Here is a 23,780-nt window from a genome sequence, read left to right as displayed (position 1 = left end):
CTCGGGCGGCGGGGCAACGCAACAAGAGAGTGGCCGGAAACAGCCACTCCGGATAAAACGGAGAACACGAGAGTGCCTACGATTAACCAGCTGGTCCGCAAGGGCCGCACGCCTAAGGTCTCAAAGACCAAGGCTCCCGCGCTTAAGGGCAGCCCCATGCGCCGCGGTGTTTGCACCCGCGTTTACACCACCACCCCGAAGAAGCCGAACTCGGCTCTGCGTAAGGTGGCGCGTGTTCGCCTCAACGGCGGCGTGGAAGTTACCGCCTACATCCCCGGTGTTGGCCACAACCTGCAGGAGCACTCCATTGTGCTCGTCCGCGGTGGTCGTGTTAAGGACCTCCCCGGTGTCCGCTACAAGATCGTCCGTGGCGCCCTTGATACCCAGGGCGTGAAGAACCGTAAGCAGGCCCGCAGCCGCTACGGCGCAAAGATGGAGAAGAAGTAATATGCCTCGCAAGGGTCCGGCCCCCAAGCGGCCGCTCGTTTCGGATCCGGTTTACGGCTCCCCGCTGGTAACCCAGCTCATCAACAAGGTGCTTGTTGACGGCAAGAAGTCCACTGCAGAGCGCATCGTCTACGGTGCCCTCGAAGGCGCACGCGCCAAGTCCGGTGGCGACCCCGTCGCAGCGCTGAAGAAGGCCATGGACAACGTCAAGCCTTCGCTTGAAGTTCGCTCCCGCCGCGTCGGTGGCGCCACCTACCAGGTCCCGGTTGAGGTCAAGCCGGGCCGCTCCACCGCACTCGCCCTGCGCTGGCTGGTTGGCTACTCCAAGGCCCGCCGCGAAAAGACGATGACCGAGCGCCTCCAGAACGAAATCCTGGATGCGTCCAACGGTCTCGGTGCCGCTGTGAAGCGTCGCGAAGACACCCACAAGATGGCCGAGTCCAACAAGGCCTTCGCACACTACCGCTGGTAATACTCCCCGGGCGCCGCCGGCTCAACAGAGCCGGCGGCGAACGTGTAGTCCATCCCAAAAGGAGACCCCGTGGCACAGGACGTGCTTACCGACCTTAGTAAGGTCCGCAACATCGGCATCATGGCCCACATTGATGCCGGCAAGACCACCACAACCGAGCGCATCCTGTTCTACACGGGTGTGAACCACAAGATCGGCGAAACGCACGACGGCGCTTCGACCACTGACTGGATGGAACAGGAAAAGGAACGCGGCATCACCATCACGTCTGCCGCCGTGACCTGCTTCTGGGAGAACAACCAGATCAACATCATCGACACCCCCGGCCACGTTGACTTCACGGTTGAGGTTGAGCGCTCCCTGCGCGTCCTCGACGGTGCAGTTGCCGTCTTTGATGGCAAGGAAGGCGTTGAGCCGCAGTCGGAAACCGTTTGGCGCCAGGCTGACAAGTACAACGTTCCGCGTATCTGCTTCGTCAACAAGATGGACAAGCTCGGTGCTGACTTCTACTTCACCGTAGACACCATCATCAGCCGCCTCGGTGCCAAGCCGCTGGTCATGCAGCTGCCCATCGGTGCCGAGAACGACTTCATCGGCGTCGTCGACCTGCTTTACATGCGTGCCCTGGTTTGGCCGGGCGACGCCAAGGGCGACGTGACCATGGGTGCCAAGTACGAAATCCGCGAGATCCCTGCCGACCTGCAGGAAAAGGCTGAAGAGTACCGCGCGAACCTCGTTGAGACGGTCGCCGAGTCCTCTGAGGAACTCATGGAGAAGTACCTCGAGGGCGAAGAGATCTCGATCGACGAGCTCAAGGCCGGCATCCGCAAAATGACCATCAACTCCGAGCTGTACCCGATCTTCTGTGGCTCCGCCTTCAAGAACCGCGGCGTCCAGCCGATGCTCGATGCCGTGGTGGACTACCTGCCGAACCCGCTCGACGTCCCCCCGATGGTCGGCCACGATCCTCGCGACGAAGAGAAGGAACTGACCCGCAAGCCTTCCTCGGAAGAGCCCTTCTCGGCTCTGGCCTTCAAGATTGCGGCCCACCCCTTCTTCGGCCAGCTCACCTTCATCCGCGTGTACTCCGGTCACGTGGAAGCAGGCGCCCAGGTGGTCAACTCCACCAAGGGCAAGAAGGAGCGCATCGGCAAGCTGTTCCAGATGCACGCCAACAAGGAAATGCCCGTCGAGGGTGCTACCGCCGGCCACATCTATGCAGCCATCGGTCTGAAGGACACCACCACGGGCGACACCCTGTGCGATGCCAACAACCAGATCGTGCTCGAGTCCATGAGCTTCCCGGAGCCCGTGATCTCGGTTGCCATCGAGCCGAACACCAAGGGTGACCAGGAGAAGCTCTCCACGGCCATCCAGAAGCTCTCCGCTGAGGACCCCACCTTCCAGGTGTCCCTCAACGAAGACACCGGTCAGACCATCATCGCCGGCATGGGCGAGCTCCACCTGGACATCCTGGTGGACCGCATGCGCCGCGAATTCAAGGTCGAGGCCAACGTGGGCAAGCCCCAGGTTGCTTACCGCGAAACCATCAAGCGCGCCGTCGAACGCCACGACTACACGCACAAGAAGCAGACCGGTGGTTCGGGCCAGTTCGCAAAGATCCAGATCGCGATCGAGCCGCTGGACACCGCCGAGGGCGAGCTGTACGAGTTTGAGAACAAGGTCACCGGTGGCCGCGTTCCCCGCGAGTACATCCCGTCCGTTGACGCGGGCATCCAGGATGCGCTGAACGACGGCGTCCTGGCCGGCTACCCGGTTGTCGGCATCAAGGCCACGCTGATTGACGGCGCGTACCACGATGTTGACTCTTCGGAAATGGCGTTCAAGATCGCCGGCCGCATGGCTTTCAAGGAAGCTGCGCGCAAGGCGAACCCGGTTCTGCTTGAACCGCTGATGGATGTCGAGGTCCGCACCCCTGAGGAATACATGGGTGAAGTTATCGGTGACCTCAACTCCCGCCGTGGCCAGATGCAGTCCATGGAAGATGCACAGGGCGTCAAGGTCATCCGTGCGCACGTTCCGCTGTCCGGCATGTTCGGCTACATCGGTGACCTGCGCTCGAAGACCCAGGGCCGTGCTGTGTACTCCATGACGTTCAACAGCTACGCCGAGGTCCCGAAGGCAGTTGCCGACGAGATCATCCAGAAGACCCGCGGCGAGTAGTCCTTCGGACTTTTCGCAGCGAAAAACTCGGGTGCGCTTGCCGGTTACGGAAAGCACAGCCGGTGCAGGTGGCCGGGGCACGGTCGGATTCGTCCGGTCAAGCCGGTTCCCGGCCATCTGCACGAACAGGCTCTAGGGACTAGTATTAGTTCCTGAATCTGCAATTTCACCAATCCAAAGCCCCCCAAGTAGACTTACCTGAGTTTCTGCCGCGACAAGAGCGGCAGGAGGGTATGTCATTTGAAAACGTTCTAGGAGGAACCTGTGGCAAAGGCAAAGTTCGAGCGGACTAAGCCGCACGTCAACATCGGCACCATTGGTCACGTTGACCACGGTAAGACGACGCTGACGGCCGCCATTTCCAAGGTGCTGTACGACAAGTACCCGACTCTCAACGAGAAGCGTGACTTCGCGTCGATCGACTCTGCACCCGAAGAGCGTCAGCGCGGTATTACCATCAACATCTCCCACGTGGAGTACCAGACCGAGAAGCGTCACTACGCACACGTTGACGCCCCCGGCCACGCTGACTACATCAAGAACATGATCACCGGTGCTGCCCAGATGGACGGCGCAATCCTCGTGGTTGCCGCCACCGACGGCCCGATGGCTCAGACCCGCGAGCACGTTCTGCTGGCCCGCCAGGTTGGTGTTCCCTACCTGCTGGTCGCGCTGAACAAGGCCGACATGGTTGACGACGAAGAGCTCCTCGACCTCGTCGAAATGGAAGTTCGCGAGCTCCTGAGCTCGCAGGGCTTCGATGGCGACAACGCTCCGGTTGTCCGCGTCTCCGGCCTGAAGGCCCTGGAAGGCGACCCCGAGTGGGTCAAGTCCGTTGAGGACCTGATGGCTGCAGTCGACGAGTCCGTTCCGGACCCCGTACGTGACCGCGACAAGCCGTTCCTGATGCCGATCGAAGACGTCTTCACCATCACCGGTCGTGGCACCGTTGTTACGGGCCGCGCCGAGCGTGGAACCCTCGCCATCAACTCCGAGGTCGAGATCGTCGGCATCCGCCCGGTCCAGAAGACCACGGTTACCGGTATCGAGATGTTCCACAAGCAGCTCGACGAAGCATGGGCCGGCGAGAACTGTGGCCTCCTTCTCCGCGGTCTGAAGCGCGACGATGTCGAGCGTGGCCAGGTTGTCGTCAAGCCGGGTTCCATCACCCCGCACACCGACTTCGAGGCCAACGTCTACATCCTCTCCAAGGACGAAGGCGGACGTCACAACCCGTTCTACTCCAACTACCGCCCGCAGTTCTACTTCCGCACCACGGACGTAACCGGCGTTATCACCCTGCCCGAGGGCACGGAAATGGTTATGCCCGGCGACAACACTGAGATGACCGTTGCGCTCATCCAGCCCATCGCAATGGAAGAGGGCCTCGGCTTCGCAATCCGTGAAGGCGGCCGCACCGTTGGTTCGGGACGTGTCACCAAGATCATCAAGTAGTTTCTGCTGATCACGGACCATCCGAATCCTTGATTCGGTAATCCACAGGAAACCCCGCTGCCCAGTGCAGCGGGGTTTTCTTTTGCTACCATTTATCCAGTCGTTTGATAAATAAATGGGGATCGTTGTCTTATGGAAGAAGGCCCGACATGAGGGACGAGTCGTATGCCGCAGGGTACCGCGCCGGTCATCTGCAGGGGTGGCTGGACGCCATGGCTCAAGTAGATCAAATGCGGCGTCCGGCCAATGCGGACCAACCCGCGGCGCAGGAAGTGAACCCGGCGCGGGTCTCTGTGGACGCGGCTCCTCCTGTGCTTCCGCCAGTTGCCGGAACGCTCGCTGCGGCAGCCGCTTTCGGGCAGCCCGCACCGGCATCCTCCGCACTGACCCGGCAGGCCGACGCCGACCGGTTGGGAAATGTCTCCGGCCCCGGACGGGCGGTACCGCCGCGGCCCCCCGCGCCAGTCCCATCGGGTGCCCGTGCCGTGCCGCGTGCCGTCACGCCGGCCGAGCGCCAGGCGCGCCGGGAACGCCGGGACCGGCAGAACATCAACATCACGCTCTACGTCGCAAGCATGCTCCTGGTGGCGGCTGCGGCACTCTTCGTCGGGAGCAGTTTGCCCCCGATGCTGCGCTTCGCCGGTGTAGGAGCCGTCACCGCAACGTTCTACTGTCTGGGCTTCGGGCTGCATGCAAAGATCGCCCGGTTGAGGCCGGCCGCCGTTGCCTTCACCGGCACCGGGCTGGCGCTGGTGCCGGTTTCGGGCCTGGCACTGTACAACTTTGCCTGGCACAACGGGCCGGCCACCTGGTTGCTGACGTCCCTGCTGGGGACCGCTGCTTATGTGGCGGCCGCCATCAGGCTGGACAGTAAAGTCCTGACCTACCTCTCGTTGACGTTTGTGGTGTCGACGGCGTGGTCGGGGGTTGCTGTCCTCGGAGGAGCACTCGTTTGGTATTTCGCGGCCATGATCAGCGTGGCCGTGGCCTTCACGTTGTTGTCGCATCGGCGCCCGTCTCGGCTGCCGCCTATTTTCGCCGGGCCGCTTGCCGCACTGCACCCCTATGTGGTGCCAAGTGTCGCGGTTGCGGCCACGTTATCGCCGTTCCTGCCCGGTGGCCCGGGATTGACCAAGGCCGAGTATGCGCTGGTCGTCGGCGCCTGCGGGGCATACTTCGCCGTGTTTGCAGTGACGACGGCTGGTCTGCGGGTGGCGTATTTCAGCGCCGCGAGGGTGGCTCTGACAATCGCGGCCACGGTGGGGATCTGGCACGTGTCAGGACGCGGGACGGTCGCCCTGTTCACCCTTGCCGTTGTGGTCGGCGCCCAGGCAGTGGCAGTGGCATTCATGGGCGGACACCTTGAAGGCTGGATCACGCGGGCATCAAGCGGGTCCGGCGGGCACCAACGGACGGTCGACGCCGGCCCGCAGGCGGGCACGGCACGCTGGCGGCGTGACGCGTTCGTCACGTTCGGCATCCAGTTCGCGGCCACGGCCGGCTACGCGCTGGCCGTCGTCGTCGCGGGCTTCTTCCTCCCGGCCAGGATATCTGCAAGTCCTGTGCCACTGTGGCTTCCAGTCCTACTGAGCCTTGTCACAGGCTTCGCGCTGGCTGCCAGGCTTCGCGGCCGCGCGGAGATCGCGCCACTCCCGGCACTGTTGCTGGCAGCCCTCGTCAGCCATCACCTCGGTGAGGGCGTGTTTGCGCTGATGGTGTTCCTGGCCTGCGTCTTTTGGGCAGTCCGGGCCTACGTGGCGGACGGGGCACTGCGGCACCGCATGGTGCTCAACGCGCGCCTGGCCTGTACGGTGCTGGCTCCTGCGCTGGCAGCAGCCCTGACCGAAGGCGCCGGGCAGAACCGGGCCGTGTGGTTCACGTTGCTGATCGCGGCGGCTGTGCAGCAACTTCTCTCTGCGGCGATGCAGCGTTTCGGAATAAGGGCCCTGGCGCCCAGCATGAGCCTGGTCGGCTTCACGCTCCTCGGCCTCGGGAGCATCGCCAGCCTCTCGTCAGTCGCGGGCCTCGGGTCCCAGGGGCTGGTGTGGGCGTCAGCGCTGATCCTGCTCACGGCTGCTCTCGTGACCGGCTTCTTGTTGACCGGCAAACCTGCGGACTGGCGCAACTGGCGGCCCGGCGCCGGAGAGGTACTGGCGCCGGTGGTGGGCGCGATGCTTGCGGCGTTCGCGTTTGGCAGGCTGACGGAGGGGGCCGGGAATGTGGTCCTCTTGCTGCTGCTGGCGTACCTGGTGGCTTCTGCGTCCAGGCTCCCGGCGCTGGGGCACCGGTGGGCTTATTGGTGGGTCGCCCGGTCGACAGGGACCGTTTTGGTGTTGACGGCGTCCTCCCAGTTGCAGCACAGCACCGGCAGCCTCGTTGTCGGAGGGGAGGCGCTGCATCCGGCCACCGTTCTCGTCGCCGCCCTCTTTGCCCAGCTGTCCCTGCCGTTGGGCGCGAAGATCCTGCGACGGGCCCCGTCGGGCGTAGTTTTCGACGCTGCCGGTGTCATCGTGCTGCAGCTCGCCGCCTGTGCTGTCCTGGCGCTCCAGGCATCCGGGAGCTGGCAGCACCTTGCTGCCGTGTCCGGAGCTGCAGTTTCCGCCGCACTGACTGCCTACGTCCTGCGGACGGAGCCGGCCGCTGGAGTCTTTGCCCCTGTGTCCTTCATTGTTCTCGCGGGCCTGTCGCTCGGAAATGCCCGGGCAATGGAGGTTCTGCTGGGTGTCTTCGCGGTGTTTGCCGGCGTCATGGTGGCAGCGGTGCCCCGGCCTCGGAGCAAAGGGTGGTACTTCGTTGCCGCGCGCGTCCTGACTGCCGTCCTTGCCTTGGTGCTCAGCGACGACGTGACGGCGTCACCCACCGCTGTTTCCGTAACGTTTGCGCTCGTCCTTGCTGCCCAGCATGTCATTCGCTGGTTGATGCGTTTCCGGCTCGCTGCCGTGCCCTTCCAGCAGGCCGCCGTGTGGATCACCCTTGCAGGCCAGGCTCTGCTGCCCTTGGTGTACGCCGTGCAGCACGGGGCGTTGCGGCTTGGCCCGACCCTTGGTGCTCCGCTGCCGGGCGGTGGAACCGGGGTGGACGGCGCCGGCCGTTGGGTGTTGCTTCTAGAGCTCGGGCTGCTGGTGGTGTCGGCCGCCGTGGCCCGCAGGCTGTTCGTTGCCCGGGGTGCGCTGTACTTCGGCGTTTACGGGCTGCTCTTCGGCGTATTGTCCCTCAGCCCGGTGGTTGCTTTCGGGGACGTGGCTGCCTTCAGCTTCACCGGGACAGCCGTTGTGCTTCTGCTCCTGGGCCTTGCGGCAGCCGCCGCCGGTCCGGAGTGGCAGCGCCGCAGTGTCTCTACGGGCCCGGAGCGCCGCCTGTGGCTCGCCGCAGCAGGAACGTTCACCGCTGCGGCGTTGGCTGTGTCGCCCCAGGCTTCCCACTGGGTTCCGGGCGCTTCCGTGCTTGCCGTTGCAACGGTCCTGCTGACGGCGTCCCATGTGGAAGCGAGGCCGCTCCTCTATCCGCCGGCTGCGGCCGCCGTGCTCGGCGGAGCCTTCATGCTGGCGGCCGCCTGGCTGGGAGAATCCGAGGGCAATCGCCCGGGGGAGTGGGCACAGTACCTGCCATGGCTGGCAGGGCCAGGCGTGGCGGCAGCGGGGCTCTACGCCGTGCGCCGGGCACGGTCCAGGGCCCTAACGGATGATCCGTTCCGGCGCTGGTCCTTGGCCGGCGGCGCTTTCGCCGGCCTTCTCCTGGCAGCGCTTGCGGGCCTCTACCGTGATGGAACTTCCTGGACCGGTGTGGGCGTCCTCGTTGCCGCCGCCGCTGTTGCTGTCGCCGAAGCGACACCCCGCATGCACCGGCCTGCAGCGGAGCTGGCGGCATTCGCGATCGTGGCTGCTGTCCAGCGGGCCGCCCTGTTCGAGTTCGGCGCAGTCCAAGGACTCCTGCCGTGGCCAGCCGATTCCCACGCGGACCCCTTCTGGGTGGCGCAGTGGTACATGCTGCTGGCCTCCGTGCTGGCTGGCCTGCGATACCTGGCGAACAGTCGCACCATCGGCCGGCGCTACGTGTGTGCCGCCGCGGCGCTGCTCAGCCTGTCAGGGGCGGGCACGGTGTTCGGGGGTGAAGCCTCACAGCAGTTGTGGGTACTGGTGTGGCTCGCCGTGCTTCTGGTCGCCGGGCTGGTCCTTGGTGACAGGCTCTTTGTCAGGTGGGGCGCCGCTGGGATTGCCGTCTGCGTCCTTTGGGCAATGCGGCAGTACACGTTTGCGCTCCTGACCGTGGTGGCCGTCGGCCTTATTGCTATTGCGGTCTGGCGCCTCAACCGTGGCAACGCTGGTGAGGACAAGGCCGGGAACGCGCCCTGATACTGTTTCAGCACTGAAAGGAGTCCATCATGGGGTGGCTTATTTTCCTGATCATCGCGGTTGTCGTCGTCGCCGGGGCGTTTTGGGCCAAAAGATATTTCCGGCACGAGATCGATCGCGCCAAACGGATCAACAGGTCCAACAAGAACCCGTAACACCGTGCGGAGCAGATTCGCTGGTACACCGTAGTCCTACTTTTCGGTATACCTAAATTCGCGCTATCCTCGTCTTGTAGATGCCCGCAACGATGAGGACACGTAATGGCTGCTCCCACACTGACGGCCGGACCTGCAGGCCCCAAGGCCTGGTCCCGGCTCCTGCTGCTCGGACCCGCCTTTGTGGCGGCCATCGCGTACGTGGACCCGGGCAATGTCGCCGCAAACCTGACGGCCGGGGCCAACTTCGGGTACCTGCTGGTGTGGGTCCTCGTGGCCGCCAACGCCATGGCGGTGCTGATCCAGTACCAATCCGCGAAGCTTGGTCTGGCCACCGGCATGAGCCTGCCGGAAATCCTGGGCAAGCGCCTGGGTACCCGGCGCCGCCGCGCCTACTGGGCCCAGGCAGAGCTTGTGGCCGGGGCAACGGACATGGCCGAAGTGATCGGTGGCGCTGTGGCGCTGAACCTCCTTTTCGGAGTGCCCCTGCTGGCCGGTGGATTCATCATTGGTGTTGCCTCCATGCTGTTGCTGGCCCTTCAATCGCACCGCAGCCAGAAGTCCTTCGAGATCGCCATCCTGACGCTCCTGGGCGTGATAGCGGTGGGGTTCGTCTCGGGCCTGTTCGTCAGCCCGCCTGACGCGGGCGGTGCGCTGGCCGGCCTTGTCCCGCGGTTCGAGGGGACAGACACGGTTCTGCTGGCCGCCAGCATGCTCGGGGCAACGGTCATGCCGCACGCGATCTACCTGCACTCGGCCCTGGCACGGGACCGCCATGGCTTCTCGCCTGATCCCGGGGTCCGGTCCAGGCTCATTCGGGCAACGCGCGTTGACGTCGCCGGTGCCCTGCTTCTTGCCGGAATCGTCAATATCGCCATGCTGCTGCTGGCCGCCACCAGCCTCCGCGGGGTGGAAGGAACCGACACCATTGCCGGGGCGCATGCTGCTGTGACGTCGGCACTCGGGCCGGTGATCGGCGTCGTCTTTGCCGTAGGCCTCCTTGCCTCCGGCCTGGCCTCCACCTCGGTTGGCTGCTACGCCGGAGCCACGATCATGGGCGGCCTCCTGAAGGTGAGGGTGCCCCTCCTGGTCCGGCGGATCATCACCTTGATCCCGGCACTGGTGGTCCTGGGTGCCGGGATAGAGCCGACGCTTGCCCTCGTCTTGAGCCAGGTGCTCCTCAGCTTCGGGATTCCATTCGCGCTGATCCCCCTGATCCGGCTCACCGGCAGCCGCGAAGTGATGGGCATCCACGTGGATTCCAAGCCGCTGCGGCTTGCCGGTTGGACCAGTGCCGCGCTGATCGTCGGACTGAACTGTGTCCTGATCGTCCTCACGGTGTCCGGACATAGCTGAGCCGGCGCCGGCAGCCCTGCGCTAGCTGTCCCGGCGTGCCCGGGCCCGCGAGAGGGCCTGGTACCAGTAGAAGGACTTCTTGGGGGTCCGTTCAAGGGTCTCAAAGTCCACATGCACCAGGCCGAAGCGCTGCGAGTAGCCGGCTGCCCACTCGAAGTTGTCCATCAGGGTCCACACGTAGTAGCCGCGCAGGTCCACGCCCTCCGCAATACCGCCGGGCGCCGTGGCCTCCAGCGCAGTTCCCAGGTGCGTCGCCAGGTAGTCCACCCGGTCGGCGTCGTCCAAAGTCTCGGACACGCGGTCGGGCTCGGGGAAGCTGGCCCCGCCCTCGGTGATGTACACCGGCGGCAGGGCATCGCCGTAACGGTCCCGCATTTCCTGCAGCAGGATCCCCAAATGGTGTGGCGCCACCGGCCAGCCGAAACCGGTGCTGCCGTACTCCGGATACCCCACTTCGTGGAAGGGAAGCTTGGCCAGTTCCTGGTGCATGTCCGCCGGCAGGGGCGTAATGCCGGGCCCCAGCGCCACCTTGACCGGGAAATAGTAGTTGAGCCCATAGAAATCCAGCGGCTGGTGGATGGTCTTCAGGTCTGCGTCGGAGATCCTGCCGATAGAACGCAACCACGGCCTGGCATACAACGGCAGGGACGGGTAGCGGCCCAGCAGGACGGGGTCGGCATACAGCCGGTTCATCAGCAGGTCGTACAGGTGGGCGACCATCCGATCGCCGATCTTCCGGGACGCTGGCCTGACCGGTGAGTGCAGGTTCGTCAGTCCGATGCCGCCAACAACTCCGGCGGCCCGCAGCGCCTGAACCCCCAATCCGTGCGCCAGGAGCTGGTTGTGGATGGCGGGCAAGGCATCGAACATCAGGCGGCGTCCAGGTGCATGCACCCCTAAGGCATAACCGTTCAGGGTTACCGATACGGGCTCATTGAGGGTGACCCACTGCGGCACCCGGTCCCCGAACCGCTCGCCGGCCGCCCTGGCGTACTCGGCGAAGCGATGCGCCGTGTCCCGGTTCAGCCAGCCGCCCCGGTGCTCCAGCGGCAAAGGAGTGTCCCAGTGGTAGAGAGTGGCCATGGGGGAGATGCCGGCCCCGAGGAGTTCGTCGATCAGCCGGTCGTAGAAATCCAGTCCCTGGGCGTTGAAGCTGCCCTGGCCGTCGGGCTGGATGCGGGGCCAGGAGAGCGAGAAGCGGTACGAGCCAACGCCGAGCTCCTTGAGCAGCGCCACATCTTCGGGCAACCTGTTGTAGTGGTCGCAGGCGACGGCGGGGGAGTGGCCGTCCAGGATTGCCCCGGGCTTTTCGGCGAAGGCGTCCCACCCGGAGGGTCCCCGGCCATCCGCCTTGAGGGAGCCTTCGATCTGGAACGCCGCAGCCGCAACACCCAGGGTGAACGACGGCGGCACCCGCCCGGCCAGTTCGGTCACCGATTCCGTGCCTTCCATGGTCATGCCCCTATCATCCAGTGGCTTCCGGTCCACGGCAATGGCAGTTCATGGGGCTGAAAAGCGGCGATTCGCATCTGGCAGGGTTTTCCGGCATACTAGATGAGTTGTTCAAGCGCTTCTTCGCGTCCCGATCCGGATAATGCCGGGTGCAGGGTCCAAGCTGAAGACCAAACATAACCCACCCCCATGGAACTGCGGATTCATATGCGCGCCCAGCGCGACACGCCCGACCGCGGGGGTCGGTTACGCCGGCAAGGTGAGGAACCCGGATTTATCCGGATTCAGTTTGTGCGGCGGATGGTGGTTACGACCTCAAATGCTTCGGCAGCCATACAACAGGTAAGTGAACAGGGCAGCCCTAAACCGGGGAAGCACAGACTGAAAGAGAGTCAGGCGACATGGCGGGACAAAAAATCCGCATCCGGCTGAAGTCATACGACCACGAGGTCATTGACGTTTCAGCACGGAAGATCGTTGAGACGGTCACGCGCGCAGGCGCAACGGTAGTCGGCCCCGTGCCGCTGCCGACGGAGAAGAACGTGTACTGCGTGATTCGCTCTCCGCACAAGTACAAGGACAGCCGCGAGCACTTTGAAATGCGCACGCACAAGCGTCTTATCGACATCATCGATCCCACGCCGAAGGCCGTCGACTCGCTCATGCGTCTCGACCTGCCGGCTGACGTGAACATCGAAATCAAGCTGTAGGGAGGTGCTGAGAAACTATGACCGCAACCCGTAACGTAAAGGGCCTGCTGGGCACGAAGCTCGGCATGACCCAGGTCTGGGACGAGAACAACAAGCTCATCCCCGTCACTGTGGTCCAGGCAGATTCGAACGTCATCACCCAGCTGCGCAACGCTGAGGCCGATGGCTACGTCGCCGTCCAGATCGGCTACGGCCAGATCGATCCCCGCAAGGTCACCAAGCCGCTGGCTGGTCACTTTGAAAAGGCAGGCGTCACGCCTCGCCGCCACGTCGTCGAACTCCGTACCGCAGATGCTGCCGAGTACGAGCTGGGCCAGGAGCTCTCCGTAGAGGTCTTCGAAGCCGGCCAGAAGATCGACGTCATCGGCACCACCAAGGGTAAGGGCTTCGCCGGTGTTATGAAGCGTCACGGCTTCCACGGCGTTGGAGCTTCCCACGGTGCCCACAAGAACCACCGTAAGCCCGGTTCAATCGGTGGCGCATCCACCCCGAGCCGCGTCTTCAAGGGCATGAAAATGGCCGGCCGCATGGGCGCCGTTCGTCACACCACGCTGAACCTCACCGTTCACGCGGTTGACGTCGAGAAGTCGCTGCTCCTGATCAAGGGTGCCGTTCCCGGTGCCCGCGGCCAGGTCGTCCTCGTACGTACCGCCGTGAAGGGAGCCTAGTTCAATGGCTAACACTGTCCAGGTTGACCTGCCTGCAGAGATCTTCGACGTTCAGACCAACGTGCCGCTGCTGCACCAGGTTGTCGTTGCCCAGCTCGCTGCTGCCCGCCAGGGAACCCACAAGACCAAGACCCGCGCTGAAGTTTCCGGTGCAGGACGCAAGCCGTTCAAGCAGAAGGGCACCGGCCGCGCCCGTCAGGGTTCCATCCGTGCTCCCCACATGACCGGCGGTGGCGTTGTCCACGGTCCCACCCCGCGTGACTACAGCCAGCGGACCCCCAAGAAGATGATTGCTGCTGCACTGCGCGGCGCACTCTCCGACCGGGCCCGCAACGGACGCATCCACGTTGTCGCTGAACTGGTTGAAGGCACCAAGCCTTCCGCCAAGACCGCACTGGCAACGCTCCGCGGTGTTTCCGACCGCAAGAACCTGCTGGTCGTCATCGAGCGCGACAACGACGTTGCCGCACTGTCCGTGCGCAACCTCGCCGGCGTTCACGTTCTGTACGCAGACCAGCTGAACACCTACGACGTTCTCGTCTCCGATGACGTTGTCTTCACCAAGGCAGCCTACGAAGCATTCGTAGCCGCCAAGGCAGCTAAGAACGAGGAGGATGCCAAGTGAGTGCAGCCACCATCAAGGATCCCCGCGACGTCGTGCTTGCACCCGTCGTGTCGGAAAAGAGCTACGGCCTGATCGACGAGGGCAAGTACACCTTCCTGGTGGACCCCCGTTCGAACAAGACCGAGATCAAGCTGGCCGTGGAGAAGATCTTCTCCGTCAAGGTCGAATCGATCAACACCATCAACCGTGCCGGTAAGCGCAAGCGCACCAAATTCGGATGGGGTACCCGCAAGAACACCAAGCGTGCGATTGTCACCCTCAAAGAAGGCACCATCGACATCTTCGGCGGTCCGCTCGCGTAGCGGAGACCACTTTAACGAGGAAATAAATTATGGGAATCCGTAAGTACAAGCCGACTACCCCGGGCCGTCGTGGCTCGAGCGTAGCGGACTTTATCGAAATCACGCGGTCGACGCCGGAAAAGTCGTTGGTACGTCCGCTGCCCAAGAAGGGCGGCCGTAACAACACCGGTAAGATCACCACCCGCCACAAGGGTGGTGGACACAAGCGCCAGTACCGTCTGATCGACTTCCGTCGCCACGACAAGGACGGCGTCAACGCCCGCGTTGCCGAAATCGAGTACGATCCGAACCGCACGGCTCGCATCGCCCTCCTGCACTACGTTGATGGCACCAAGCGTTACATCATCGCCCCCAACAAGCTCTCCCAGGGTGACGTTGTGGAGGCAGGTGCCGGTGCAGACATCAAGCCCGGTAACAACCTGCCCCTGCTCAACATCCCGGTGGGTACCGTCATCCACGCAGTTGAACTGCGCCCGGGCGGCGGCGCCAAGATGGGCCGCTCCGCCGGTGCATCCATCCAGCTCGTTGCCAAGGAAGGCCGTTTCGCCCAGCTGCGCCTGCCGTCCGGCGAAATCCGCAACGTTGACGTGCGCTGCCGCGCAACCGTCGGCGAGGTCGGCAACGCCGAGCAGTCGAACATCAACTGGGGCAAGGCCGGCCGTATGCGGTGGAAGGGCGTCCGCCCGACCGTCCGTGGTGTCGCCATGAACCCGGTTGACCACCCGCACGGTGGTGGTGAGGGTAAGACATCCGGTGGACGTAACCCCGTCAACCCGAACGGTAAGCGTGAAGGCCGCACCCGCCGCCCGAACAAAGAGAGCGACAAGCTTATTGTGCGTCGCCGTCGTACTGGCAAGAACAAGCGATAGGAGCCTGGACACATGCCACGCAGCCTGAAAAAAGGTCCTTTCGTTGACCAGCACCTCTTTGTGAAGGTCGCCAGGGAAAACGAAAAGGGCACCAAGAACGTCATCAAGACCTGGTCCCGCCGTTCGATGATCATCCCCGACATGCTCGGGCACACGATCGCCGTACACGACGGACGCAAGCACATCCCGGTGTTTGTCACTGAGTCGATGGTCGGGCACAAGCTCGGCGAATTCGCTCCCACGCGGACATTCCGCGGCCATGTCAAGGACGACCGTAAGGGCAAGCGCCGCTAGGCGCCTGCGTTTACGTCAAAGACGAGAGAAGGAAAGCAATGGAAGCCAAGGCAATTGCGCGCCACATCCGCGTAACGCCTATGAAGGCCCGGCGCGTCGTCAACCTTGTTCGTGGATTGCAAGCGAATGAGGCTCTGGCAATTCTGAAGTTTGCCCCCCAGGCAGCTTCGGAGCCGGTATTCAAGGTAGTTCAGTCGGCAATCTCCAACGCCCGGGTCCTCGCGGACCGCGACGGCGTGGCGTTTGACGAAGGTGACCTCATCATCAGCGAAGCGTTTGTTGATGAAGGCCCGACCATGAAGCGGTTCCAGCCGCGTGCCCAGGGTCGTGCATTTCAGATCAAGAAGCGCACCAGCCACATCACCGTGGTAGTCGCTACCCCGGAGAAAGAGGAGGCTCGCTAAGTGGGACAGAAAGTAAACCCGCACGGGTTCCGACTCGGCATCACCACCGATCACGTATCGCACTGGTTCGCTGACAGCACCAAGGCCGGCCAGCGGTACAAGGACTTCGTTCGCGAAGACATCCGCATCCGCCAGCTCATGTCCACGGGCATGGAGCGCGCCGGTATCGCCAAGGTCGAGATCGAGCGCACCCGTGACCGTGTCCGCGTGGATATCCACACGGCCCGTCCCGGCATCGTCATCGGCCGCCGTGGAGCAGAAGCAGACCGCATCCGCGGCGAGCTCGAAAAGCTCACCGGCAAGCAGGTCCAGCTGAACATCCTCGAGGTCAAGAACCCCGAGATGGAAGCCCAGCTTGTGGCCCAGGGCGTTGCAGAGCAGCTGACTTCCCGCGTGGCATTCCGCCGTGCGATGAAGAAGGCCATGCAGTCCGCACAGCGTGCAGGTGCCAAGGGCATCCGTATCGCCTGCTCGGGCCGTCTCGGTGGCGCTGAAATGTCCCGCTCGGAGTTCTACCGCGAAGGCCGTGTGCCCCTGCACACCCTCCGCGCGAACATCGACTACGGCTTCTACGAAGCCAAGACCACCTTCGGCCGCATTGGTGTGAAGGTCTGGATCTACAAGGGCGACGTCACTGCCAAGGAACTGGCCGCCCAGGCTGCCTCGGCACCGTCCCGCGGCAACCGTGGCGACCGTCCCGGCCGTCCGGGTGGCGCCGACCGCGGTGACCGCCGCCGTCGCAACGACCGCCCGGCCGCTGACGCAGCTCCTGCTGCTGAAGCTCCGGCAGCTGAAGCTGCACCTGCAGCAGCAGAAGGAGGACAGGCTTAAATGCTTATCCCACGTCGAGTCAAGCACCGTAAGCAGCACCACCCGGGTCGTTCCGGCGCTGCAACGGGCGGCACCGAGGTCTCGTTCGGTGAGTGGGGTATCCAGGCTCTGAGCCCGGCATACGTCACCAACCGCCAGATCGAATCTGCCCGTATCGCGATGACCCGCCACATCAAGCGTGGCGGTAAGGTCTGGATCAACATCTACCCGGACCGTCCCCTGACCAAGAAGCCTGCCGAAACCCGCATGGGTTCCGGTAAGGGTTCGCCGGAATGGTGGGTCGCCAACGTCAAGCCGGGCCGGGTTCTGTTCGAACTCTCCGGTGTCAATGAAGAGGTAGCTCGCGAGGCCCTGCGCCTGGCAATCCACAAGCTGCCGTTGAAGGCACGCATTGTGCGTCGCGAAGGTGGTGAGTAGAAATGGCAGTAGGATCCAAGGATCTGGCTCCCGCACAGCTGGACGGTTTCGACAACGAGCGTCTCGTTGAAGAACTCCGCAAGGCCAAGGAAGAGCTGTTCAACCTGCGCTTCCAGTCCGCCACCGGACAGCTGGAGAACCACGGTCGCCTGCGTGCAGTAAAGAAGGACATTGCCCGCATCTACACCGTTCTCCGCGAACGCGAGCTGGGCATTCGTGCCGAGGTTGCCGCACCGGTTGTGGAAGCCAAGGAAGAAAAGAAGTCCAAGAAGGCTGCAACCAAGAAGGCCGAAAAGGCTGAAACGGTTGAGACCGAGGAGGATGCCAAGTGAGTGAAAAGGACGAGAACGTGACGGAAACTGCTACCGCCGCCAAGGCTGGGGAGCGCGGTTACCGCAAGACGCGTCGCGGCTACGTGGTCTCCGACAAGATGGAAAAGACCATCGTTGTTGAGGTTGAGGACCGCGTAAAGCACGCCCTGTACGGCAAGGTTATCCGCCGTACCTCCAAGGTCAAGGCACACGACGAAGAGAACACCGCCGGTATCGGCGACCTCGTTGTCATCGCCGAGACCCGTCCGCTGTCCGCCACCAAGAACTGGCGGCTCGTGGAAATCCTCGAGAAGGCCAAGTAGCACCTGCTGCTTAGCTGTTGCCCCTGCTCCCTTCCGGGAGTGGGGGCTTCCTCGTTTAAAGGGCCGGCAGTGTCACGCCAGGCACCCTTCGGACGCCGCGGACGACGCCGGCGCCTGGGCCGGCCGGGGACAGGCACCATGGGTGGGCCGAAAGGCTGCCGTGCGTGACGCCGTCGTCCGTCTTGCGGTGCGGATGCGAGGGGTGATATGGGGACTGGCGGAAAACGTGCTAGGATATTGAGTTTGTATGGCGCCTTCTGTGCGCCGTCATCAACCTCGTAAACAAGCGTGCCACAGCATAGTGCCCCTGTGCGCCCGGGATCCGTCCCGGACCGGATGGGAGCAACTGCTTCTGGCACGGGCGTTTAGGCCTGGTCTGGCAAAATCCAGGCAGGTCAAGAGACACCCCGATCAACCGTTCCGCAAGGCTCATTCCGTAGCAAGACCACGGCCTGAGAACCGGCGCGACGCAAGGAGTAAATAGTGATTCAGCAGGAGTCGCGACTGAAGGTCGCCGACAACACGGGTGCTAAGGAAATCCTTACCATTCGCGTTCTCGGTGGATCCGGCCGTCGCTACGCAGGCATCGGCGACGTCATCGTCGCCACCGTCAAGGATGCAATCCCGGGCGGCAACGTAAAGAAGGGCGATGTGGTCAAGGCCGTTATCGTCCGTACCAAGAAGGAACGCCGCCGTGCGGATGGTTCCTACATCAAGTTTGACGAGAACGCAGCTGTGATCCTGAAGAACGACGGTGACCCCCGCGGTACCCGTATCTTCGGACCGGTTGGTCGTGAACTGCGTGACAAGAAGTTCATGAAGATCGTTTCTCTGGCTCCGGAGGTGCTCTAGTCCATGGCTGCAAAGATCAAGAAGGGTGACCTGGTTCAGGTCATCACTGGCGCCAAGGCTGAGCGCGGCGGCGACCGTGGCAAGCAGGGCAAGGTTCTGCGCGTTTTCACCGACACCAACCGCGTGCTGGTTGAGGGCGTTAACCGCGTCACCAAGCACACTCGGGTTGGACAGTCGCAGCGCGGCACCAAGACCGGCGGCATCGAGGTTGTAGAGGCCCCGATTCACGTTTCCAACGTGGCCCTGGTTGACCCGTCGACCAAGAAGCCGACCCGCGTGGGCTTCCGCCTCGACACTGTGGAGAAGAACGGCGTCAAGAAGACCGTCCGCATCCGCGTGTCCAAGAGCACCGGGAAGGACATCTAATGACCGAGACTATCGAGACCCCGGCAACGAAGATCGTTCCTCGTCTGAAGACCAAGTACGCCGAATCCATCAAGGCTGCGCTGCAGGATGAATTCAAGTACTCGAACGTGAACCAGGTACCCCGTCTGGTGAAGGTTGTTGTGAACATGGGTGTTGGAGATGCCGCCAAGGACTCCAAGCTGATCGACGGCGCTGTCCGCGACCTCACCCAGATCACCGGCCAGAAGCCGCAGGTTACCAAGGCCCGCAAGTCGATCGCACAGTTCAAGCTGCGCGAAGGCATGCCCATCGGTGCACACGCAACCCTGCGTGGCGACCGCATGTGGGAATTCGTGGACCGCCTGGTCAGCCTGGCCCTGCCCCGTATCCGCGACTTCCGCGGCCTCAGTGGCAAGCAGTTCGATGGCAATGGCAACTACACCTTCGGTCTGACCGAGCAGGTTATGTTCCACGAAATCGACCAGGACAAGATCGACCGCGTCCGCGGTATGGACATCACGGTTGTCACCACTGCGAAGACCGACGACGAAGGCCGTGCGCTGCTCAAGGCGCTTGGTTTCCCGTTCAAAACCGAAGCTTAATTAACTACGTAAAAGGTCCGGCTGCTCCGCTCCCCAGGGGACGGAATGGCGGAAACCGTTATGAGGAAGGGCATGAGCCCACATGACAATGACAGATCCTGTCGCAGATATGCTTACGCGCCTGCGTAACGCAAACTCGGCGTACCACGACTCCGTGACTATGCCGTACAGCAAGCTCAAGGCACGCGTTGCCGACATCCTCAAGGCCGAAGGTTTCATCGCCGGCTGGAAGGAAGAGGACGCAGAGGTTGGCAAGAAGCTGACCCTCGAACTCAAGTTCGGTCCGAACCGCGAGCGTTCCATCGCCGGTGTACGCCGGATCTCCAAGCCGGGTCTCCGCGTTTACGCGAAGTCCACCAACCTCCCGCACGTGCTCGGTGGCCTGGGTATCGCAATCCTGTCCACCTCTTCCGGCCTCCTGACTGACAAGCAGGCCGGCAAGAAGGGCGTGGGCGGCGAAGTCCTCGCGTACGTCTGGTAACGGGAAAGGAAGAGAATAATGTCACGTATTGGACGTCTCCCCATCACCGTTCCTGCCGGCGTTGAGGTCAAGGTTGACGGCTCTGTCGTCAGCGTCAAGGGTTCCAAGGGGGAGCTTAGCCACACTGTGGCCAGCCCCATCGAGGTTGCCCTGGACGAGAACACCCTGACCGTTACCCGCCCGAACGATGAGCGCGCCTCCCGTTCACTCCACGGCCTGACCCGCACCCTGATCGCCAACATGATCCAGGGCGTCACCGCAGGCTACGAGAAGAAGCTTGAAATCGTCGGTACCGGTTACCGCGTTCAGGCCAAGGGATCTGACCTTGAGTTCGCTCTCGGCTTCAGCCACCCGGTCAGCGTTTCCGCTCCGGCCGGCATCACCTTTGCAGTAGAGGGTCCGACCAAGCTCTCTGTCTCAGGCATCAACAAGCAGCAGGTCGGCGAAGTTGCTGCCAACATTCGCAAGCTGCGCAAGCCTGACCCCTACAAGGGCAAGGGCATCCGTTACGCCGGCGAAGTCATCCGCCGCAAGGTCGGAAAGGCTGGTAAGTAACCATGGCCATCGCCATTAACAAGAAGCGTACGAACAAGAGCAAGGCAGCTGCACGCAGCCGCCGCCAGCTTCGTATCCGCAAGCGTATTGCCGGTACGGCTGCCCGCCCCCGTTTGGTGGTCAACCGCTCCGCACGCCACGTATTTGTCCAGGTTGTCGATGACAGCATTGGCCAGACCGTAGCAAGCGCGTCCACTCTGGAAGCTGACCTTCGTGCATTCGACGGTGACAAGACTGCCAAGGCCAAGCGCGTCGGCGAGCTCGTTGCCGAACGTGCCAAGGCTGCCGGTGTCGAGGCTGTCGTATTCGACCGTGGTGGTAACAAGTACCACGGCCGGATCGCCGCCGTCGCCGACGGTGCACGCGAAGGTGGGCTGTCACTGTGACCGAAGCAAACAAGGAAAAGGACACTGTGTCTGCAGATCAGAAGGCGCCCGAAGCCGCAGCTGCTGAGACCACTGCCCCCGCTGCCGAGGACCGCCGTGGTGGCGCCCGTCGCGGCGAGCGTGGAGACCGTGGCCAGGGCCGCGGCGACCGCGGTGGCCGTGGCGGCCGCGACGGTGGCCGTGAAGCCGAAAAGAACCAGTTCGTAGAGCGCGTTGTCACCATCAACCGCGTTTCCAAGGTCGTCAAGGGTGGTCGTCGCTTCAGCTTCACCGCTCTGGTGGTCGTTGGTGACGGTAACGGCATGGTCGGCGTCGGCTACGGCAAGGCCAAGGAAGTTCCCGCTGCTATCGCCAAGGGCGTTGAAGAGGCCAAGAAGTCCTTCTTCCGCGTTCCCCGCGTCGGCAGCACCATCCCGCACCGTGTTCAGGGTGAAGCCGCTGCCGGCGTCGTAATGCTGCGTCCGGCCTCCGCCGGTACCGGTGTTATCGCCGGTGGTCCGGTCCGTGCAGTACTGGAGTGCGTGGGTATCCACGACATCCTCTCCAAGTCGCTCGGTTCCTCCAACGCCATCAACATCGTTCACGCGACCGTTGATGCCCTGAAGCGCCTCGAAGAGCCGGCATCCGTGGCAGCACGCCGCGGCCTGCCGCTGGACGAGGTTGCTCCCCAGGCACTGGTGAAGGCCCTTCTCGCCCCGAAGGCAGGTGCCTAGTCATGGCTAAGAACCTGGTCCCCTCCGACGCTCAGTTGGAGATCACTCAGATCAAGTCCGCCATTGGCGGCAAGCAGAACCAGCGCGACACCCTGCGGTCGCTCGGCCTGAAGCGGATCGGACACACCGTTGTCCGCACCGCCGACGCCGTGACCGTCGGGATGATCAACACGGTTCCGCACCTGGTAAAGGTAGAGGAGGCGAAGTAAATGGCAGAGAACACTGCTGATAAGGCACAGGCTGCTGAGAAGCAGAACGCCCTGAAGGTTCACCACCTGCGTCCCGCTCCGGGTGCCAAGACCGCCAAGACCCGTGTTGGTCGTGGTGAGGCATCCAAGGGTAAGACCGCCGGCCGCGGTACCAAGGGTACGGCTGCCCGCTACCAGGTGAAGGCTGGCTTTGCCGGCGGCCAGCTGCCGCTGCACATGCGCCTGCCGAAGCTGCGCGGCTTCAAGAACCCGTTCCGGGTTGAGTTCCAGGTTGTAAACCTGGACAAGCTTAACGAGCTGTTCCCGGAAGGTGGCGCAGTCACCGTGGAGAACCTGGTCGAAAAGGGTGCCGTTCGCAAGAACCAGCCCGTCAAGGTGCTGGGCACCGGCGACATCACCGTCAAGGTTGACGTCACCGCCCACGCATTCTCGGCCAGCGCCGCAGAAAAGATTGCCGCAGCAGGCGGAAGCACCACCGCCCTCTAAAGGGACGGCGCCAGCTGTTGAACTCCCGGTATCCGCGGGCTTTGGCCCCGGATACCGGGAGTTTTCCATATCCGCCGGGCGAATTTTTCCTGCCTTCCGGCGCACCCCGGTCGGGATGGATTGTTCGCATGGCGCATCCAACCGTTAGACTCGGATGTCGGGATTCATCAAGTTCCGCAACCCCACTCTTATTGACACCACAGGAGGACGCTTGCTTAGCGCATTTGGCCGGGCCTTTCGCACGCCTGATCTGCGACGCAAGTTGTTGTTCACGCTGGGAATCATCACCATCTTCCGCTTGGGTGCTTTCATTCCCTCGCCCGGTGTGAACTACCAGAATGTCCAGCAATGCTTGCATAACGGTCAGACTGCCGGCGGGCTGTACCAGCTCGTCAACCTTTTCAGCGGCGGCGCGTTGCTCCAGGTGTCCATCTTCGCCCTGGGCATCATGCCGTACATCACGGCCAGCATCATCGTCCAGCTGCTCCGGGTGGTCATTCCCCGGTTCCAGCAGCTCTACGACGAGGGCGCATCGGGCCAGTCCAAGCTGACCCAGTACACCCGCTACCTCACCATCGCCCTGGGCCTGCTCAACGCCACCACTTTGGTGTCCCTGGCCCGCTCCGGCCAGCTTCTGCCGGGCTGCCAGCTCCCGGTGATCCCGGACACGAGCATCATCACCACCATCCTGATCATCATCACCCTCACGGCCGGCACCGGCCTGATCATGTGGATGGGCGAGCTCGTCACCGAAAAGGGTGTGGGCAACGGCATGTCGCTGCTGATCTTCACCTCTATCGCAGCGCAGTTCCCCACCTCGCTCGGCGCGATCTGGACCTCCCAGGGACCGGGGACTTTCTTCCTCGTCCTGGTGGTGGGCCTTCTCACGGTTGCCCTGGTGGTCTTCGTGGAACAGTCCCAGCGGCGCGTTCCGGTCCAGTACGCCAAGCGGATGATCGGCCGCCGGACCGTGGGCGGAACCAGCACCTACATTCCCATCAAAGTGAACATGGCCGGCGTCATTCCGGTGATCTTCGCTTCCTCCATGCTTTACATTCCAGGGCTGATCGCACAGTTCAACCAGCCTCGAAACGGCGAGCAGCTCCAGCCGTGGGTTGAATGGATCAACAACAACCTGACCCGCGGTGACCACCCGATCTACATGGCGGTTTACTTCCTCCTGATCGTGTTCTTCACCTACTTCTACGTCGCGATTACCTTCAACCCTGAAGAAGTCTCGGACAACATGAAGAAGTACGGCGGCTTCATTCCAGGTATCCGCGCCGGCCGGCCGACCGCGGACTACCTGCAGTACGTGCTCTCGCGAATCACCCTGCCCGGCGCCCTCTACCTGGGTTTCGTGGCACTGATTCCACTGGTGGCACTGGTACTGATCAACGCAAACCAGAACTTCCCGTTCGGTGGCACCTCGATCCTGATCATGGTGGGCGTTGGCCTGGAGACCGTCAAGCAAATTGATGCGCAGCTACAACAACGTCACTACGAAGGGCTTTTGCGATGACG

29 protein-coding genes are annotated in these 23,780 nt (G+C 63.2%); 28 read left to right on the top strand and 1 reads right to left on the bottom strand.

What is annotated here, in order from left to right; all coding sequences use genetic code 11:
• Window positions 1-72: 72 nt before the first annotated feature.
• The 7 genes from rpsL (at window position 73) to QRM96_RS08080 (ending at window position 10,421) form a co-directional block, all read left to right on the top strand.
• Window positions 73-447: a 30S ribosomal protein S12 gene (rpsL, locus tag QRM96_RS08110; protein WP_009358312.1), complete on the top strand. Its 375-nt coding sequence runs from the start codon at window positions 73-75 to the stop codon at window positions 445-447.
• A 1-nt stretch (window position 448) separates the two neighbouring features.
• Window positions 449-919, top strand: a complete 471-nt coding sequence (gene rpsG / locus QRM96_RS08105) for a 30S ribosomal protein S7 (protein ID WP_003803829.1) — start codon at window positions 449-451, stop codon at window positions 917-919.
• Between the two features lie 69 nt (window positions 920-988).
• Window positions 989-3,103 (top strand): elongation factor G, encoded by a 2,115-nt coding sequence (gene fusA / locus QRM96_RS08100; protein ID WP_018760461.1) that lies wholly within the window; start codon window positions 989-991, stop codon window positions 3,101-3,103.
• Between the two features lie 264 nt (window positions 3,104-3,367).
• On the top strand, window positions 3,368-4,558 hold the full coding sequence (gene tuf, locus QRM96_RS08095) for an elongation factor Tu (RefSeq protein WP_018760460.1): 1,191 nt from the start codon (window positions 3,368-3,370) through the stop codon (window positions 4,556-4,558).
• Window positions 4,559-4,707: 149 nt separating this feature from the next.
• Entirely contained in the window at window positions 4,708-8,910 is a 4,203-nt protein-coding gene (locus QRM96_RS08090; RefSeq protein ID WP_285319143.1) for a hypothetical protein, read from the top strand.
• Between the two features lie 29 nt (window positions 8,911-8,939).
• Window positions 8,940-9,065: a hypothetical protein gene (locus QRM96_RS08085; protein ID WP_285319142.1), complete on the top strand. Its 126-nt coding sequence runs from the start codon at window positions 8,940-8,942 to the stop codon at window positions 9,063-9,065.
• Window positions 9,066-9,170: 105 nt separating this feature from the next.
• Window positions 9,171-10,421: an Nramp family divalent metal transporter gene (locus tag QRM96_RS08080; protein ID WP_018760457.1), complete on the top strand. Its 1,251-nt coding sequence runs from the start codon at window positions 9,171-9,173 to the stop codon at window positions 10,419-10,421.
• A gap of 21 nt (window positions 10,422-10,442) precedes the next feature.
• Here QRM96_RS08080 and QRM96_RS08075 read toward each other — a convergent pair whose 3' ends face one another.
• Window positions 10,443-11,879: a GH1 family beta-glucosidase gene (locus QRM96_RS08075; RefSeq protein WP_285319140.1), complete on the bottom strand. Its 1,437-nt coding sequence runs from the start codon at window positions 11,877-11,879 to the stop codon at window positions 10,443-10,445.
• A 395-nt stretch (window positions 11,880-12,274) separates the two neighbouring features.
• Between QRM96_RS08075 and rpsJ the strand changes: the two genes are divergently transcribed.
• The 21 genes from rpsJ (at window position 12,275) to secY (ending at window position 23,778) form a co-directional block, all read left to right on the top strand.
• A complete protein-coding gene (gene rpsJ, locus QRM96_RS08070; protein ID WP_003803825.1) occupies window positions 12,275-12,583 on the top strand; it encodes a 30S ribosomal protein S10 in 309 nt (102 codons plus the stop codon).
• Between the two features lie 17 nt (window positions 12,584-12,600).
• On the top strand, window positions 12,601-13,251 hold the full coding sequence (gene rplC, locus QRM96_RS08065) for a 50S ribosomal protein L3 (RefSeq protein WP_013601833.1): 651 nt from the start codon (window positions 12,601-12,603) through the stop codon (window positions 13,249-13,251).
• Between the two features lie 4 nt (window positions 13,252-13,255).
• Window positions 13,256-13,876, top strand: a complete 621-nt coding sequence (gene rplD, locus QRM96_RS08060; RefSeq protein ID WP_018760455.1) for a 50S ribosomal protein L4 — start codon at window positions 13,256-13,258, stop codon at window positions 13,874-13,876.
• Window positions 13,873-14,178, top strand: coding sequence for a 50S ribosomal protein L23 (rplW, locus tag QRM96_RS08055; RefSeq protein WP_011692807.1), 306 nt, complete (start codon window positions 13,873-13,875; stop codon window positions 14,176-14,178). Before rplD ends, rplW begins: the two co-directional genes overlap by 4 nt.
• Before the next feature lie 29 nt (window positions 14,179-14,207).
• A complete protein-coding gene (gene rplB / locus QRM96_RS08050; protein WP_026264302.1) occupies window positions 14,208-15,047 on the top strand; it encodes a 50S ribosomal protein L2 in 840 nt (279 codons plus the stop codon).
• A gap of 12 nt (window positions 15,048-15,059) precedes the next feature.
• On the top strand, window positions 15,060-15,341 hold the full coding sequence (gene rpsS, locus QRM96_RS08045) for a 30S ribosomal protein S19 (protein WP_003803803.1): 282 nt from the start codon (window positions 15,060-15,062) through the stop codon (window positions 15,339-15,341).
• 38 nt (window positions 15,342-15,379) lie between these two features.
• Window positions 15,380-15,745 (top strand): 50S ribosomal protein L22, encoded by a 366-nt coding sequence (gene rplV / locus QRM96_RS08040; RefSeq protein WP_009358304.1) that lies wholly within the window; start codon window positions 15,380-15,382, stop codon window positions 15,743-15,745.
• Complete coding sequence (gene rpsC, locus QRM96_RS08035) at window positions 15,746-16,576, top strand: 30S ribosomal protein S3 (RefSeq protein WP_018760453.1); 831 nt, start codon at window positions 15,746-15,748, stop codon at window positions 16,574-16,576. It abuts the gene before it with no gap.
• Window positions 16,577-16,993 (top strand): 50S ribosomal protein L16, encoded by a 417-nt coding sequence (gene rplP, locus QRM96_RS08030; protein ID WP_015937848.1) that lies wholly within the window; start codon window positions 16,577-16,579, stop codon window positions 16,991-16,993.
• Window positions 16,994-16,995: 2 nt separating this feature from the next.
• The gene (rpmC, locus tag QRM96_RS08025) at window positions 16,996-17,325 is read left to right on the top strand and encodes a 50S ribosomal protein L29 (RefSeq protein ID WP_018760452.1); all 330 of its coding nucleotides are present in this window, start codon (window positions 16,996-16,998) and stop codon (window positions 17,323-17,325) included.
• Window positions 17,322-17,627 (top strand): 30S ribosomal protein S17, encoded by a 306-nt coding sequence (gene rpsQ, locus QRM96_RS08020; RefSeq protein ID WP_018760451.1) that lies wholly within the window; start codon window positions 17,322-17,324, stop codon window positions 17,625-17,627. Before rpmC ends, rpsQ begins: the two co-directional genes overlap by 4 nt.
• 483 nt (window positions 17,628-18,110) lie before the next feature.
• The gene (gene rplN, locus QRM96_RS08015; protein WP_003803789.1) at window positions 18,111-18,479 is read left to right on the top strand and encodes a 50S ribosomal protein L14; all 369 of its coding nucleotides are present in this window, start codon (window positions 18,111-18,113) and stop codon (window positions 18,477-18,479) included.
• Window positions 18,480-18,482: 3 nt separating this feature from the next.
• On the top strand, window positions 18,483-18,845 hold the full coding sequence (gene rplX, locus QRM96_RS08010) for a 50S ribosomal protein L24 (protein WP_018760450.1): 363 nt from the start codon (window positions 18,483-18,485) through the stop codon (window positions 18,843-18,845).
• Window positions 18,845-19,426, top strand: a complete 582-nt coding sequence (gene rplE, locus QRM96_RS08005; RefSeq protein ID WP_018760449.1) for a 50S ribosomal protein L5 — start codon at window positions 18,845-18,847, stop codon at window positions 19,424-19,426. The genes rplX and rplE overlap by 1 nt, the downstream gene beginning before the upstream one ends.
• Window positions 19,427-19,508: 82 nt before the next feature.
• Window positions 19,509-19,907, top strand: coding sequence for a 30S ribosomal protein S8 (gene rpsH, locus QRM96_RS08000; RefSeq protein ID WP_018760448.1), 399 nt, complete (start codon window positions 19,509-19,511; stop codon window positions 19,905-19,907).
• Between the two features lie 18 nt (window positions 19,908-19,925).
• Window positions 19,926-20,462, top strand: coding sequence for a 50S ribosomal protein L6 (gene rplF, locus QRM96_RS07995; RefSeq protein WP_018760447.1), 537 nt, complete (start codon window positions 19,926-19,928; stop codon window positions 20,460-20,462).
• Window positions 20,463-20,464: 2 nt separating this feature from the next.
• Window positions 20,465-20,848 carry a 50S ribosomal protein L18 gene (gene rplR / locus QRM96_RS07990; protein WP_018760446.1) on the top strand — a complete coding sequence of 128 codons (384 nt, stop codon included), beginning with the start codon at window positions 20,465-20,467 and terminating at the stop codon, window positions 20,846-20,848.
• Entirely contained in the window at window positions 20,845-21,561 is a 717-nt protein-coding gene (gene rpsE, locus QRM96_RS07985) for a 30S ribosomal protein S5 (RefSeq protein ID WP_018760445.1), read from the top strand. The genes rplR and rpsE overlap by 4 nt, the downstream gene beginning before the upstream one ends.
• Before the next feature lie 2 nt (window positions 21,562-21,563).
• Entirely contained in the window at window positions 21,564-21,770 is a 207-nt protein-coding gene (rpmD, locus tag QRM96_RS07980) for a 50S ribosomal protein L30 (RefSeq protein ID WP_018760444.1), read from the top strand.
• Entirely contained in the window at window positions 21,771-22,256 is a 486-nt protein-coding gene (gene rplO / locus QRM96_RS07975) for a 50S ribosomal protein L15 (protein ID WP_013601817.1), read from the top strand.
• 211 nt (window positions 22,257-22,467) lie between these two features.
• The gene (gene secY / locus QRM96_RS07970) at window positions 22,468-23,778 is read left to right on the top strand and encodes a preprotein translocase subunit SecY (protein ID WP_026264301.1); all 1,311 of its coding nucleotides are present in this window, start codon (window positions 22,468-22,470) and stop codon (window positions 23,776-23,778) included.
• Window positions 23,779-23,780: the final 2 nt, after the last annotated feature.

Origin of the sequence: Pseudarthrobacter sp. lyk4-40-TYG-27, assembly GCF_030209295.1 — a bacterium.
Lineage (GTDB): Bacteria > Actinomycetota > Actinomycetes > Actinomycetales > Micrococcaceae > Arthrobacter.
The sequence above is the reverse complement of the archived record's forward strand: the minus strand, read 5'-3'. Positions and strand labels throughout refer to the sequence as shown.